A 13,910-nucleotide genomic window follows, 5' to 3' on the forward strand; every position below is an offset into this window, starting at 1 on the left:
CGAAAGCGGGGGCTTTTTGGTTTTGGCGCGGCCGTGTCTCCCTGTGTGACACAAGAGGCATCTCAATGAAATCAATGGCCTGCACTTTCATCTTCAGAGACTCTTAACCTTTGCCCACAGGCGGCGCTGCCTTGGCATTGCACCTTTCTGAAATACTCCGGGGGGCCGCAGGCGGGGGCGGAGCCCCCTCGACGCCGGTCGCTTGGAGCAACGGATCAGGAATTGACGCCGCGCCGCGCCTTGGCCAAAGCTGGCGCATGATGACCGATTTCGCACGCCGCCTCACCCGTTCGCCGCATCCCTTCGATCCTGCCCCGGCCGCCGAGGTGCGGGCGGCCTTTGCCGATCTGGGGCCAGAGGTCGCCACGCTTTTGGCCGGGGCGGCGGGGTGCAGCCCTTATTTGCGCGGCTTGATGACGCGGGAGTCGCTCTGGCTGCGCGCCGCATTGGCCCAAGGGCCGGAGGCGGCGCTGGAGGAGGCCTTCGCCCATATCGCGGCGCTGGACTTGGCCGCGCTTGGGCCGGGCCTGCGTCTGGCCAAGCGGCGGGTGGCGCTGCTGACGGCGCTGTGTGATCTGGGCGGCGTCTGGCCGCTTGAAACGGTCACCGGTGCCTTGACCGATCTGGCCGATCGTGCGGTGCATCTGTCGATGGTGCGGCTGGTTGGCGATGAGATCCGGCGCGGCAAGATCCCGGGCGCCACCGCCGAAGATGCCGAGACGGCGGCGGGCATGGTCAGCCTTGCCATGGGCAAGATGGGCGCGCATGAGCTGAACTATTCCTCCGACATCGATCTCATCTGCCTTTTCGATGAGACCCGCTATCCCGGGGCCGAACAAGAGGCGCGGGCGGCGTTCATCCGCGTCACCCGCAAGATGACGGCGCTTTTGTCGGATCTGACGGGCGATGGCTATGTGTTCCGCACCGATCTGCGCCTGCGCCCCGATGCCAGCGTCACCCCGGTGTGCCTGTCGATGGCGGCGGCGGAAAGCTATTACGAAAGCGTCGGCCGCACATGGGAGCGCGCGGCCTATATCAAGGCGCGGCCCTGTGGCGGCGACCTCGCGGCGGGGGCGCGGTTTCTGAAAACACTTACGCCTTTCGTCTGGCGCAAGCATCTGGATTTTGCCGCGATTCAGGACGCGCATGACATGCGGTTGCGCATCCGCGAGCATCGCGGGCTGAATGGCCGGGTGGTGGTCGAAGGCCACAATCTGAAGCTGGGCCAAGGCGGCATCCGTGAGATCGAGTTTTTCACCCAGACCCGACAACTGATCGCGGGCGGGCGTGACCCGGATCTGCGCGACCGCACCACCGTGGGGGGCCTTCAGGTGCTGGCGGCCAAGGGCTGGGTGCCTGCGGATGTGGCCGAAGAGTTGATCACGCTTTACCGCGCGCACCGCGAGGTGGAGCATCGGCTGCAAATGGTGGGCGATGCCCAGACCCATGATCTGCCTGTCACCGCCGAAGGGGTGGCGCGAATCGCGGCCTTATGTGGCGAGGAAGAGGCGGCCTTTCGTGCCGGGCTTCTGGACCGCATTGCCTGCGTCGATCGGCTGACCGACAGTTTCTTTGCCCCGAACGAGGCCGAGGCCGGGCCGGAGCTTTCCGAGGCCGCGGCCGCGATCGTTTCGGCTTGGGTGCAGTATCCCGCGCTGCGGTCAGAGCGGGCGCAAGGCATTTTCCGGCGCTTGCGGCCGCAGCTTTTGAAGCAATTGCACCGTGCCGCCAATCCGGATGAGGCGTTGCGGGCGCTGGATGGTTTTCTGGCGGGATTGCCCGCCGGGGTGCAGATCTTCTCGCTGTTCGAAGCCAATCCCACGCTGATCGAGCTGATCATCGACATTGCGGGCACCTCGCCTTCGCTCGCGCGGCATCTGTCGCGCAACGCGGGCGTGCTGGATGCGGTGATCGGCGGCAGTTTCTGGACGGCGTGGCCGGGGGCACAGGCCTTGCGGGCAGAGCTTGCGCAGGTGCTGGCGGCGGTGCCGGATTATGAAAAGAAGCTGGATTCGGCGCGGCGCTGGATGAAGGAGTGGCACTTCCGGGTGGGGGTGCATCACTTGCGCGGGCTGACCGATGCCTTTGAGGCTGGGAAAAGCTATGCCGATCTGGCCGATGCCGTGGTGGGCGCGCTGTGGCCGGTGGTCACGGAGGAGTTTGCCCGCAAGCATGGGCCGATGCCGGGGCGGGGCGCGGTGCTGATCGGCATGGGGTCGATGGGGGCGCAGCGGTTGAATGCGGGGTCGGATCTGGACCTGATCATGATCTATGACGCGGCCGGGGTGGAGCAGTCCGACGGGCCGAAGCCGCTGGCGGCGCGGCCCTATTATGCGCGGCTGACCCAAGCCATGGTGACGGCGCTGACCGCGCAGATGCCCGAGGGGCGGCTTTATGAGGTGGACATGCGGCTGCGGCCTTCGGGGCGGCAGGGTCCGGTGGCGACGGCGTGGCAGAGTTTCACCAGCTATCAGGAGGATGAGGCCTGGACTTGGGAACATCTGGCGCTGACGCGGGCGCGGGTGCTGGCGGGGGAGGCGGGGCTTGTGGGCGAGGTGGAGGCATTCCGGCGCGATCTGCTGGCGCGCAAGGGGCAGGGCGCGGGCGTGCGCGCCGATGTGGCGGCCATGCGGGCGCGCTTGCAGGCGGCCAAGCCGGCCAAGGGCAGTTGGGAGGCCAAGAACGGGCCGGGGCGCTTGATGGATGTGGAGCTTTGCGCGCAGATGATTGCTCTGCTTGCGGGGAGTGCGGCGCGCGGGGTGGAGCGGCAGGTGGCGGCGGGAATGGCGGCGGGGGTGTCGGTGGCGGAGCAGACGGCGCTGCTGGACGCCTACAGGGTGCTGTGGCGGCTGCAATGTGGCACCCGGCTGCTGACGGAAGGCGCGCTGAATATGGCCGAGCTGGGGATCGGCGGTCGGGCCTTCTTGCTGCGTGAGACGGGCGAGGCCAGCGCCGAGGGTTTGACCGCGCGGCTGGAGGCGGTGACGGCGCGGGCCGAGCAGGTGATTGCCGGGCTCATGGGAGGCACGGATGGGGAGGCGGATGATGCGGCTGAGTGAGGCAGACCCCAAGGGGTTGGTGCGCGAGAGCTTTCGGATCGAGGGGATCTCGGACGGGGAGTGCCGGTCGATCTTCATTGACTGGGCGCTGAGCCTTGGCCGCGGGGTGGAGAGTGCCGAGGCCTTGCGGGTGGTGCTGGCGGAATATGGGATGGGGGCGCCGGAGCACCCGATGACCCGGGTTCTGACCGAGGCGCTGACCGCGCCCGAGCCACCGCGGCGGCGGGGCGGGCGCGCGGCGCGGCTGGGGGTGTGAGACACTGTGTCACAAGGTTCAAAACCGTTTGATTTCAACGGCTTGACCTTGCAACTTTAAGCTTTTGTTAAGCTTTGCCCTTCGCGCAGCTGGGGGGCATGGGTCCTCATCCGGCCCGCGGTCGACCAGAGTGCGCGCGGGAGAGGGGCCGACCCTTTTGCCCCTTCGGTCGCCCCCGATCGGGAGGACGGGGCGCAGCGCATGGCGCGGCGGGACGGGTGCTGATGTGACACAGGTTTGACAGGGCGCGCGGCGCTGGGCGGGAGAGGCGCTGTGGGCCGGAACTGCCTGCCCCCGGCGGCGTTGATCTGCACCCTTAGGAGTGTTCCCGAATTGACCCAAGATCAGGCCCTGCTGTTTGCCTTGTTTGCCGTTATTATCGTCTTGATGATCTGGGGGAAAATCCGACACGACATTGTGGCCTTTGGCGGGGCCATCGCGGCCACCTTGTTGGGCGTGGTGCCCGCAGAAGAGACCTTTGCAGGCTTTGCGCATCCGGCGGTGATCACGGTGGCCTTGGTGCTTGTGGTGTCGGCGGGGCTGATCCGCACCGGGGCGATCAATGCGCTGGCGCGGGTGTTGTCGAACCCGAATTTGCCGGTGTCCTTGCATGTGCTGCGCTTGGGTGCGGTGGGGGCGTTGCTGTCGGCGGTGATGAACAATGTCACCGCGCTTGCGCTGCTGATGCCGGTGGATGTGGCGACCGCGCGCAAGGCGGGGCGGGCGGCGGGGCTGACGCTGATGGCGCTGGCCTTTGCCACCATTCTGGGCGGGATGCTGACGCTGATTGGCACGCCGCCGAACCTGATCGTCTCGACCTTTCGCCGCGACGCCATGGGCGAGGGTTTTGGCTTTTTCGATTTCGCCTATGTGGGCGGAATCGTCGCGGTGGCGGGGCTTTTGTTCGTGGCGCTGATGGGCTGGCGGTTCGTGCCGCAGCGGCAGGCGGCGGTGGGTGCGGGCGATGCCGAAGCGCGGATGCGCGATTATGTGGCCGAGCTGGTGGTGCCCGATGAATCGAAAACCATTGGCCAGACCAAGGCCGAGCTGCTGGCCGCCTGTGAAGGGTTGGGGGCCAGCCTGATTGCCGTCAAGCGGCGCGGGCGGCGCGTCTATGGCGCACCGGGCGGCATTGTGCTGGAGGTCGGGGATATTCTGCTGATCGAGGCCACGCCGACGCTGTTGGAAGAGGCGCGGCTGGAGTTGCAGCTGGCCTATCCGGACGGTCTGGCGGCGGATGCACCGCGCATCTCGCTTGCCGGTGAGGTGATGGCGGAATTCGTGGTGACGGATGCCTCGCGCATCGTGGGGCGCACGGCGCGGCAGGCGCGGCTGGCGGTGGATCATGACTCGGTGCTGCTGGGCATTTTGCGGCGCGACCGCACGCTGCATGACAACCTGCGCGACACCAAGATTCTGGCGGGCGATATTCTTTTGGTGCTGATCCCCGAGACACAGGCCGAGAGCATCGCGGATGCGCTGCGCCTGTTGCCGCTGAGCCGCCGCGAGACGGTGACGATGGAAAAGCGCGCGGTGGGGGCGGTGGTGCTGTTCGCGCTGGCCATCGCGGCGGTGAGCCTTGGGCTGGCCACGATGCCGGTGGCGCTGGGCGCGGTGGTGGTGGCCTATGTGCTGCTGCGCATTCTGGGGGTGGAAGACCTGTATGAGCATATCGACTGGCCGGTGATCGTGCTTTTGGCCTCGCTCATCCCGTTGGGGACGGCGATGGACAGCACCGGCGCCTCGGGTCTGGTGGCAGAGCTGTTGGCGAATGCCACGGCGGGCTTGCCCGCTTGGGTGGGGCTGACGCTGCTGATGGTGGCGACCATGTTCATCTCGGATGTGCTGAACAACAATGCCACTGCCATTCTGGCCGCGCCGGTGGGCATCCGGCTGGCCGAGGCGACGGGGACGAACCCGGACAGCTATTTGATGGCGGTGGCGATTGCGGCGTCTTGCGCCTTTCTGACGCCGATCGGGCATCAGAACAACACCATCGTCATGGGCCCGGGGGGCTATCGGTTTTCCGATTACTGGCGGATGGGCCTGCCCTTGGAGGTGATCGTGACGGCAGTGGGGGTGCCGGCCATTCTGTTGTTCTGGCCGCTGTAACGGGGATCGGCGAAAATCTGTTGAGTCAGAAAGATTTGCTGAAAACGTGATGCAACCTATCGGCGGGTCGCGGGTTGAAGCTGCATGAGTTTCCCCTTTGGAATGATGCGCGCGGATGCGCCGTTCCCCGAGAGCCGGAGTGTCGCAAGATGGCAGATGTTGTTTCTGACGTGATGGATGAGGATGCAGGACCGGCGCCGGTCGCGGTCTTGCTGGCGGGCGGGCGCGGGTCGCGTTTGTATGAATTGACCGACAGGGCCTGCAAACCTGCGCTGCCGTTCCTGCGGCGGCGGCGGATCGTGGATTTCACGATGCAGAACATCGTGGACTCGGGCTTGAGCAAGGTGATCGTGGCCAGCCAATACCGGCCCGAGACGCTGGAGATGCATCTGGAAGCTGCATGGGGCGACCGGCTGGGCGACGGGGGGCTGGTGGTGCGGCGCGGCAGCGAAGAGGCGGCGGCGGCGCTGAGCTATGGCGGCACGGCGGATGCGGTGTGGAAGAACGCCGAGCAGATCGACGCCTTGGGCGCGCGGGAGGTGCTGATCCTGTCGGCGGACCATGTGTATCAGATGGATTACCGCCCGCTGATCGCGGCGCATCGCGCCAGCGGCGCGCAGGTGACGCTGGCGGCCAAGGTGGTGGGCCGCAACGAGGCGCGCGGCTTTGGGGTGATCACCGCGGATGCGACCGGGCGGATCGTGGACTTCGTGGAAAAGCCCGACATTCCGCCGACCTTGCCCAATGATCCAGAGCGGTCTTTGGCGAGCATGGGAATTTATGTCTGCGACTGGGCATGGCTGCGGGCGCGGCTGGCGGAAGACGCGGTGATGCCGAAAAGCACGCATGATTTTGGCCATGACATCCTGCCGCGCGCGGTGCGCGCTGGAGAGGCTTTTGCGTGGAACTGGGAAGCGGCGGTGGGGCATCCGGTGTTCTGGCGCGACGTGGGCACGCTGGATGCCTTGCGCGAGACGTGGTTGCAGTTCGAGACGGAAACGCCTTGTGCGCTGCCCGCGCCCGCCTTGCGCGACATGGCACCCGCGCTGACGCGGTTTGGCATGTCGACCACGGTGGGGGGCCTGCGGTTGTTTGCGCCGCTGCGCAGCCGCAGCGGGCAATCGGCTTGGGGCATGATGGAGCAATCGGTGCTGATGGATGGCGCGCGGCTGTCGCCCGGCTGCCGTCTGACGCGGGTGATCGTGGGGCCGGGGGTGACCTTGCCCGAAGGATTGGTGATCGGGGAAGACCCGGTGGAAGATGCGCGCTGGTTCCGGGTGACTCCGGGCGGCACCACTTTGGTGACGACGCAGATGCTTTCGCGACGGGCGGCACGCATGCCGCGGCGTGACCGGGGCCTTGGCCGGTTGCTTTTTCCACAGGCGGTGGTGTGATGTTGAAAGTGTCCCCAAAGGGATTGGTGTTTGATGCGGGCTCGGCGCGGCCAGCGGTGCTGGGCGCGGAATATGACGGGGAGGGCGTGAATTTCGCGCTGTTTTCCGAGCATGCCGAGCGGGTGGAGCTGTGCCTGTTCGACGAGGATGGCGCGACGGAGACGGCGCGGCTGGATCTGCCCGAGATGGAAGGCGGGATCTGGTATGGCTATCTGCCGGGGCTGGCCCCGGGGCAGGCCTATGGCTACCGGGTGCACGGGGCCTATGCGCCGGAAGAAGGCCATCGGTTCAACCCCAACAAGCTGCTCTTGGACCCCTATGCGCGGCAGCTGACCGGCGAGATCGACTGGGATGACAGCCTGTTTGGCTATGAGATCGGGCAGGGGGATCTGAGTTTCGACACCCGCGATTCCGCCGCCTTCATGCCGAAAGCGCGGGTGGTGGACCCGAATTACGACTGGTCGGCGGACCGGGCGATCTTGCGCCCATGGGAAGAGACGGTGATCTATGAGGCGCATGTCAAAGGTTTGACGATGCGCCATGACGGGGTGGTGCAGGCCGACCGTGGCACCTTTGCGGGGCTGGCCTCGGAGCCGGTGATCCAGCACCTGAAGGCGCTGGGGGTGACGGCGATCGAGTTGCTGCCGGTGCACGGCTTTGTGCAGGACCGGCATCTGCTGGAGAAGGGCTTGCGCAACTATTGGGGCTATAACACCCTGTCGTTCTTCGCGCCGAACGCGCCCTATCTGAAAACCGGGCAGCTTTCGGAGATCAAGGATGCGATCCGCCGGTTCCACGAGGCGGGGATCGAGGTGCTGCTGGATGTGGTGTATAACCACACGGCGGAAGGCAATGAGATGGGGCCGACGCTGTCGTTCCGGGGGATCGACAATGCGTCGTATTACCTGCTGTCGCCTGACAACGCGCGCCACAGCTTTGACACCACCGGTTGCGGCAATACGCTGAACGTGGCGCATCCGATGGTGTTGCGCATGGTTCTCGATTCCTTGCGCTATTGGGTGCAGGTGATGCATGTGGACGGGTTCCGCTTTGACCTTGCCTCGACCCTTGGGCGCGAAAGCGCAGGGTTCGAGCGGGAAAGCGCGTTTTTCAACGCGGTCCGGCAGGACCCGGTCTTGAGCCATGTGAAGCTGATCGCCGAGCCTTGGGACATTGGCGAGGGGGGCTATCAGGTGGGCGGATTTCCGTGGCCGTTCCGCGAGTGGAATGACAAGGCACGCGACGATCTGCGCGGCTATTGGCGGCGCGATGGCGGGTTGCGGGGGCGGGTGTCGCAGCGCTTGCTGGGATCGCCCACGCAGTTTCACCACTCCAAGCGGCCCGCGACCACATCGGTCAACTTTCTGGCGGCGCATGACGGCTTTACGCTGTGGGACTGCGTTTCCTATGACAACAAGCACAATGAGGCCAATGGCGAGGACAGCGCCGATGGCCATGACAACAATCTCTCGCACAATATGGGGGCCGAAGGGCCGACCGATGACCCGGGCATCCTGCACGGGCGCGAGCGGCGGGTGCGGGCGATGCTGGCATCCTTGCTGATGTCGCAAGGCGTGCCGATGATCCTGGCGGGCGACGAGATGGGCCACAGCCAGAACGGCAACAACAACGCCTATTGTCAGGACAATGAACTGGCATGGATCGGCTGGCCGGGGCGGCCAGAGTTGATCAAGGCGACCGCGGCGATGATCGCGCTGCGCCAAGAGCTGGGGCTGGCCAGCCGCCGCTTTGCGGTGGGGGCCGGCCATGGCGATGGTGTGGCCGATGAGGCGCATTGGCTGCACGCCGAGGGGCGCGAGATGGGCGAAGAGGACTGGGGGCAGGACGGCCCGCTGGGCCTGCTGTTGCGGCGGCCCGCGCGCGCCGATGTGCTGATCATCCTGAACGCGGGCGATGACTGTGCCTTTGCCTTGCCCGAAGGCGATTGGGTGCTGCGGCTGTGCAGTGCGGGCGATGAGGTCACAAAGGATGAGCGGGTGGAGGGTGAGTTCACCGCCCCCGGTCAGGCGGTGCGGGTCTTGGTCGAGGCCTGAGCCGGACGAAAAAACTTCACAGCTTTTGACGCGCGGCGCGGAACCGATGTCCCCGCCGCGCGTTGATGATCCAGAAGGCACTGAGGTGCCACGGAATAGACACTCAACCCCACGGACAGCCCGACCGAAACCGGCTTTGCCGCGTGAAAGGAGTTCCCATGCTGACGCCCACGACAGCCTCGATGATGCTGACCACGCCCGAAGGCGATGCGCCGATGGCGGCCCCGGATGCGGCGGATGCGCTGCTGGCCTTGCAGCGCCGCACGGTGGATGCGCTGACGGGCTATGTGAAGATGGTGGAAAAGGCCGAGCCGGAGTTCCGCCCGGTCGCCGAGCGCTTTCGCGCGCTGCATGACCGCCACAATGCGGCGCTGACCGCCATGCTGATCCGCCATGGCGTGGAGCCGGATGCGGATGGCACCTTCATGGGCACGGTGAACAAGGCGGTAGTGTCGCTGCGCGCGCTGTTCGACGAGATCGACGAGGATGTGATGGACAGCATCCGCGATGGCGAGAACCACGTGCTGGAAGCGTTCGACGAGGCGATTGGCGCCTCGGGCATGCCGCCCGCCGATGTGACCGAGCTGCGCGACATGCGGGACGAATTGACGGTTCTGCTGCAGGACACGCGGCATCTGGACTGAGAGCGTTTTGGTTTGGAGTAAAAGGTTTTTTAGCGTTTGTTCTCTGCGTAATCAGTGTTTTGCGTTGGTATTTGCAAGTAAGTGGCGCCAGAGGGAAACCTCTGGCGTTTTTTCAGTTCACAGCACCGGGGAACCTGCGGACCTGCAGCACGTTGAGAGAGTGCCCCCTGTGAGGGCGCAAGCGAGGAGCTTTCCCCCATGCTGTCCATTGCCCTGATCGGCACCGGTCCCACCGGACTTTACACCTTTGCCGCGCTGAGCGGGCAAGCGGCGCGCTATCGCATCACCTTGTATGAAAAAGGCGATACGATCGGCGTGGGCACGCCCTATTCGGAAGAGACGGCGACCAAGGCGATGCTGGCCAATATCGCCAGTATCGAGATCCCGCCGTTGCAGGGCACCTATTTGGAGTGGCTGGAGGCGCAACCGGCGGCCTTTCTGCATCGGTTCGGGCTGCGCCATGACGATCTGAACGCGCGGCTCTTTACGCCAAGGTTGATGCTGGGCGCGTGGTTTCACGCGCAGTTCGAGGCGTTGATCGTGGCGGCGGAAGCCGCAGGGCATGAGGTGGTGGTGCATACCGGGGTGGAAGTCACCGATCTGCGCCTGAGCGACGGCGGGGTGATGGTGGAGGCCGGGGCGGCAGGCGCGGTGTTTGACCGGGTGGTTCTGGCCTCGGGGCACAGTTTTGCCGAGGATGCGCAGACGGCGCGCTATTTCCCGAATCCGTGGTCGGGGTTGATCCAGACCGATGTGCCTGCGGCGCGGGTGGGGGTGCTGGGCACCTCGCTGAGCGCGATCGATGCGGCCATGGCGGTCGCGACACAGCACGGGCGCTTTGTGCGCGACGGCGAGGCGCTGGTTTATGAGCGGCGGGAAGACGGGTTGCAGATCACGCTGATGTCGCGCAGCGGGGTGTTGCCCGAGGCGGATTTCTATTGCCCGATCCCCTATGCTCCGTTGGAGGTGATGACAGAGGCGGCTTTGACCGAGGCGCTGGCGGCTGAGGCGCCGCTGGATGCGGTGTTCGATCTGTTCCGGGCCGAGATCACGGCGGCGGACCCAGGTTATGCCGCGCATGTGGGCTTGCCGGAGTTGACCGCCGACAGCTTTGCGGCGGCCTATTTCGCCGACCGTTTGGCGCGCGATCCTTTTGGCTGGGCGCGGGAGAATTTGGCCGAGGTGGAGCGCGACCGCGCCGCGCGGCGCACGGTGGGCTGGCGCTATGCGATTTTGCGGATGCATGAAACGGTGGAGGCGGTGCTGGCGCAACTGCCCGAGGATGACCGCGCCCGCTTTGACGCAGGCCTGAAGCGGGTGTTCATCGACAATTACGCCGCCGTGCCGCCGGAATCGATCCGCCGTCTGCTTGCGCTGCGCGATGCGGGGGCGTTGCAGGTGGCGGCCTTGGGCGAGGATTATGATCTGGAGATCGGTGAGACGGGCACGGTGATCCGCGCCAAAGGGCGGGAATTGGCGTTCGACGTGTTCATCGACGCGCGCGGCCAGCGGCCGATGCAGGCGCAAGATCTGCCCTTTGCCGCGTTGCGGGCGGCGCTGGAGGCGGCGGAGCAAGAGGTGCCGGAGGTGGATGAAGGCTATGTGCTGCGCGGGGTCGCGGGCTATGGCGGCCGGGTGGTGCTGGCGGCGCTGCCCTATCTGATGCATGACCGGCCCTTTGTGCAGGGCATCACCGCCTCGGCCGAGATTGGTGCCGCCGTGGCGGCGGGGCTGGAGCGGGAGGAGGCCGCGCCCAGACGCCGGTGGCGCTGGGCGCAGATGCTGGATTGGGCGGCGTGACGCGCCTGAGCCTTAGCCGCGCAGGGCGCGGGCTTCGGCGGCGAGCGTGGTGATGGCGTCCCAGTTGCCAGCGGCCATCGCCTCTTTGGGGGCCACCCAGGAGCCGCCGACGCAGAGGATGTTTTTCAGCGCGAGGTAATCGGGCGCGTTCTTCAGGCTGATGCCCCCGGTGGGGCAGAAGCGCACCTGCGGGATCGGCGAGCCGATGGATTTGAGGAACGCGGCGCCGCCCGATTGCTCGGCCGGGAAGAATTTCTGCACCGTGTAGCCTTTTTCCAGAAGCCGCATCACTTCGGAAGCGGTGACGGCGCCGGGGAGAAGCGGGAGTTCGAATTCGGCGCAGGCGTCAAGGAGCGCGTCGGTGGAGCCCGGCGAGACGCCGAAGGTGGCGCCGGCCTCTTTGGCGGCTTTCACATCGGCGCGGGTCAGGAGCGTGCCTGCCCCCACCACACCGCCCGGCACCTCGGCCATGGCGCGGATCGCATCGAGCGCGCAAGGGGTGCGCAAGGTGACTTCGAGCGCGGGCAGGCCCCCCTTGACCAGCGCCTCGGCCAAAGGCTTTGCATGGGCCAGATCGTCGATCACCAGAACGGGGACGACGGGGGCAAGCTGGCACACGGCAAGCGCGCGGGCGGATTGTTCGGTGGGGGTCATGGGCGTGGTCCTTTGACGGCGGGGAGACGGAAGCGGCGGGAGCCTCCGGCGGGGATATTTAAGAACAGATGAACGGGCAAGGGGGGCGGGGTCAGACGACCACGCCCGCCCCGGTGTCGGCGGTGCCGACGGTCTGGCGGAAGACGTTGAAGAGTTCGCGCCCGATGCCGTGGCTGTTGGCTGAGAGATCGGCGGTGACGGGGGCGCGGCTGTCGAAATCCGGCGCCAGCACGGTGAGGGTGCCTGCGACCGCATCGAGCCGCAGGAGATCGCCATCGCGCAGGCGGGCGAGGGGGCCGCCGAGTGCTGCCTCGGGCGAGACATGGATGGCGGCGGGGACCTTGCCAGAGGCGCCCGACATGCGGCCATCGGTGACCAGCGCCACCTTGAGGCCGCGGTCTTGCAGCACCATCAGCGTTGGCGTGAGCGAGTGCAGTTCCGGCATCCCGTTGGCGCTGGGGCCTTGGAAGCGGACGACGACGATGGTGTCGGAGGTGAACTCGCCTGCCTTGAAGGCGGCCTTCACGGCCTCTTGCGTGTGGAAGATGCGCACTGGAGCCTCGACGATATGGCGTTCGGGGGCCACGGCGGAGACCTTGATGACACCGCGTCCGAGATTGCCGGTGAGTTGCTTGAGCCCGCCGGTGGCGGCGAAAGGATCGGCGGCGGGGCGCAGGATCTTGTCATTGAGCGTGGCGCGCGGGCCATCCTGCCAGCCGAGGCGGCCGTCTTTCAGCGTGGGTTCCTGACGATAGGCCTCGAGCCCGTCGCCTGCGACGGTTTTGGCATCGGGGTGCAGGAGGCCTGCGTCAAGGAGCTGGTTGATGAGGAATTGCAGGCCGCCGGCGGCGTGGAAATGGTTCACATCCGCCAGACCATTGGGATAGACCTTGGCCATCAGCGGCACGATGTCCGACAGATCGGCGAAATCCTGCAAGTCAAGGATGACGCCCGAGGCGCGCGCCATGGCGGGCAGGTGCAGCACGAGATTGGTGGAGCCGCCCGTGGCCATCAGGCCGACAAGGCCGTTCACATAGGCGCGTTCATCGAGGATTTCGCCGGCAGGGCGGAAGTCATTGCCAAGGGCAGTAATTTCGGCCGCGCGCTGCACGGCGGCGGTGGTGAGCGCGTCGCGCAGCGGCGTGCCGGGATTGATGAAGCTGGCGCCCGGCAGGTGCAGGCCCATGAATTCCATCAGCATCTGGTTGGTGTTGGCGGTGCCGTAGAAGGTGCAGGTGCCCGCGCCGTGATAGCTGGCCATTTCCGCCGCCATCAGCTCTTCGCGCGTGGCCTTGCCTTCGGCATAGGCGTTGCGCACGGCGGATTTCTGATCATTCGGGATGCCGGATGTCATCGGGCCTGCGGGCACGAAGACCGCCGGGATATGGCCGAAGGTGGCGGCGGCGATGATGAGGCCGGGCACGATCTTGTCGCAGACGCCGAGGTAGAGGGCGGAGTCAAAGCAGTTGTGCGACAGTGCCACCCCTGCGGCCAGCGCGATGACATCGCGCGAGAAGAGCGACAGTTCCATCCCCGGCTGGCCTTGGGTCACGCCATCGCACATGGCGGGCACGCCGCCCGCCACCTGCGCGGTGGCCCCGGCGGCGCGGGCGGCGGCGCGGATCAGATCGGGGTAACGCTCGAACGGCTGATGGGCCGAGAGCATGTCATTATAGGCGGTGACCACACCGATATTGGGCGCGCGGCTGGTGGCGAGGGTGGTCTTGTCCGCCTCCATCGCGGCATAGGCATGGGCCTGATTGCCGCAGGTGAGGTGGCTTCGCGCCGGGCCATTGGCCACGGCGGCGGCCATGCGCGAGAGGTATTCGGCGCGCGGGGCATGGCTGCGTTCGCGGATGCGGTCGGTGACGCGGGCGAGGGCGGGGTGCAGGGTCATGGCGGGCCTTTGTGCGGTTGGCGGGCTGGGCGTGGGGGCA

9 protein-coding genes are annotated in these 13,910 nt (G+C 66.5%); 7 read left to right on the forward strand and 2 right to left on the reverse strand.

The features are described 5' to 3' along the window. Positions 1 to 260: 260 nt before the first annotated feature. The 7 genes from CUR21_RS03585 (at position 261) to CUR21_RS03615 (ending at position 11,319) form a co-directional block, all read left to right on the forward strand. Positions 261 to 3,059 (forward strand): glutamine-synthetase adenylyltransferase, encoded by a 2,799-nt coding sequence (locus CUR21_RS03585; protein WP_100195881.1) that lies wholly within the window; start codon positions 261 to 263, stop codon positions 3,057 to 3,059. After that, positions 3,046 to 3,315, forward strand: coding sequence for a hypothetical protein (locus CUR21_RS03590; RefSeq protein ID WP_100195882.1), 270 nt, complete (start codon positions 3,046 to 3,048; stop codon positions 3,313 to 3,315). Before CUR21_RS03585 ends, CUR21_RS03590 begins: the two co-directional genes overlap by 14 nt. A gap of 333 nt (positions 3,316 to 3,648) precedes the next feature. Continuing rightward, on the forward strand, positions 3,649 to 5,427 hold the full coding sequence (locus tag CUR21_RS03595) for an SLC13 family permease (RefSeq protein WP_100195663.1): 1,779 nt from the start codon (positions 3,649 to 3,651) through the stop codon (positions 5,425 to 5,427). A gap of 149 nt (positions 5,428 to 5,576) precedes the next feature. Beyond that, positions 5,577 to 6,821 carry a sugar phosphate nucleotidyltransferase gene (locus CUR21_RS03600; RefSeq protein WP_232622673.1) on the forward strand — a complete coding sequence of 415 codons (1,245 nt, stop codon included), beginning with the start codon at positions 5,577 to 5,579 and terminating at the stop codon, positions 6,819 to 6,821. Continuing rightward, positions 6,821 to 8,875, forward strand: a complete 2,055-nt coding sequence (gene glgX / locus CUR21_RS03605) for a glycogen debranching protein GlgX (protein ID WP_100195665.1) — start codon at positions 6,821 to 6,823, stop codon at positions 8,873 to 8,875. The genes CUR21_RS03600 and glgX overlap by 1 nt, the downstream gene beginning before the upstream one ends. A 158-nt stretch (positions 8,876 to 9,033) precedes the next feature. After that, positions 9,034 to 9,519, forward strand: a complete 486-nt coding sequence (locus CUR21_RS03610) for a DUF2383 domain-containing protein (RefSeq protein ID WP_232622674.1) — start codon at positions 9,034 to 9,036, stop codon at positions 9,517 to 9,519. Between the two features lie 198 nt (positions 9,520 to 9,717). Further along, complete coding sequence (locus tag CUR21_RS03615; RefSeq protein ID WP_100195666.1) at positions 9,718 to 11,319, forward strand: FAD/NAD(P)-binding protein; 1,602 nt, start codon at positions 9,718 to 9,720, stop codon at positions 11,317 to 11,319. A 12-nt stretch (positions 11,320 to 11,331) separates the two neighbouring features. Here CUR21_RS03615 and CUR21_RS03620 read toward each other — a convergent pair whose 3' ends face one another. Then, the gene (locus tag CUR21_RS03620; protein ID WP_100195667.1) at positions 11,332 to 11,973 is read right to left on the reverse strand and encodes a bifunctional 4-hydroxy-2-oxoglutarate aldolase/2-dehydro-3-deoxy-phosphogluconate aldolase; all 642 of its coding nucleotides are present in this window, start codon (positions 11,971 to 11,973) and stop codon (positions 11,332 to 11,334) included. Positions 11,974 to 12,064: 91 nt separating this feature from the next. Further along, complete coding sequence (gene edd, locus CUR21_RS03625) at positions 12,065 to 13,870, reverse strand: phosphogluconate dehydratase (protein WP_100195668.1); 1,806 nt, start codon at positions 13,868 to 13,870, stop codon at positions 12,065 to 12,067. Between the last annotated feature and the right edge of the window lie 40 nt (positions 13,871 to 13,910).

The organism is Pseudorhodobacter sp. MZDSW-24AT (genome assembly GCF_002794355.1).
In the GTDB taxonomy this organism is placed as follows: Bacteria; Pseudomonadota; Alphaproteobacteria; order Rhodobacterales; family Rhodobacteraceae; genus Pseudotabrizicola.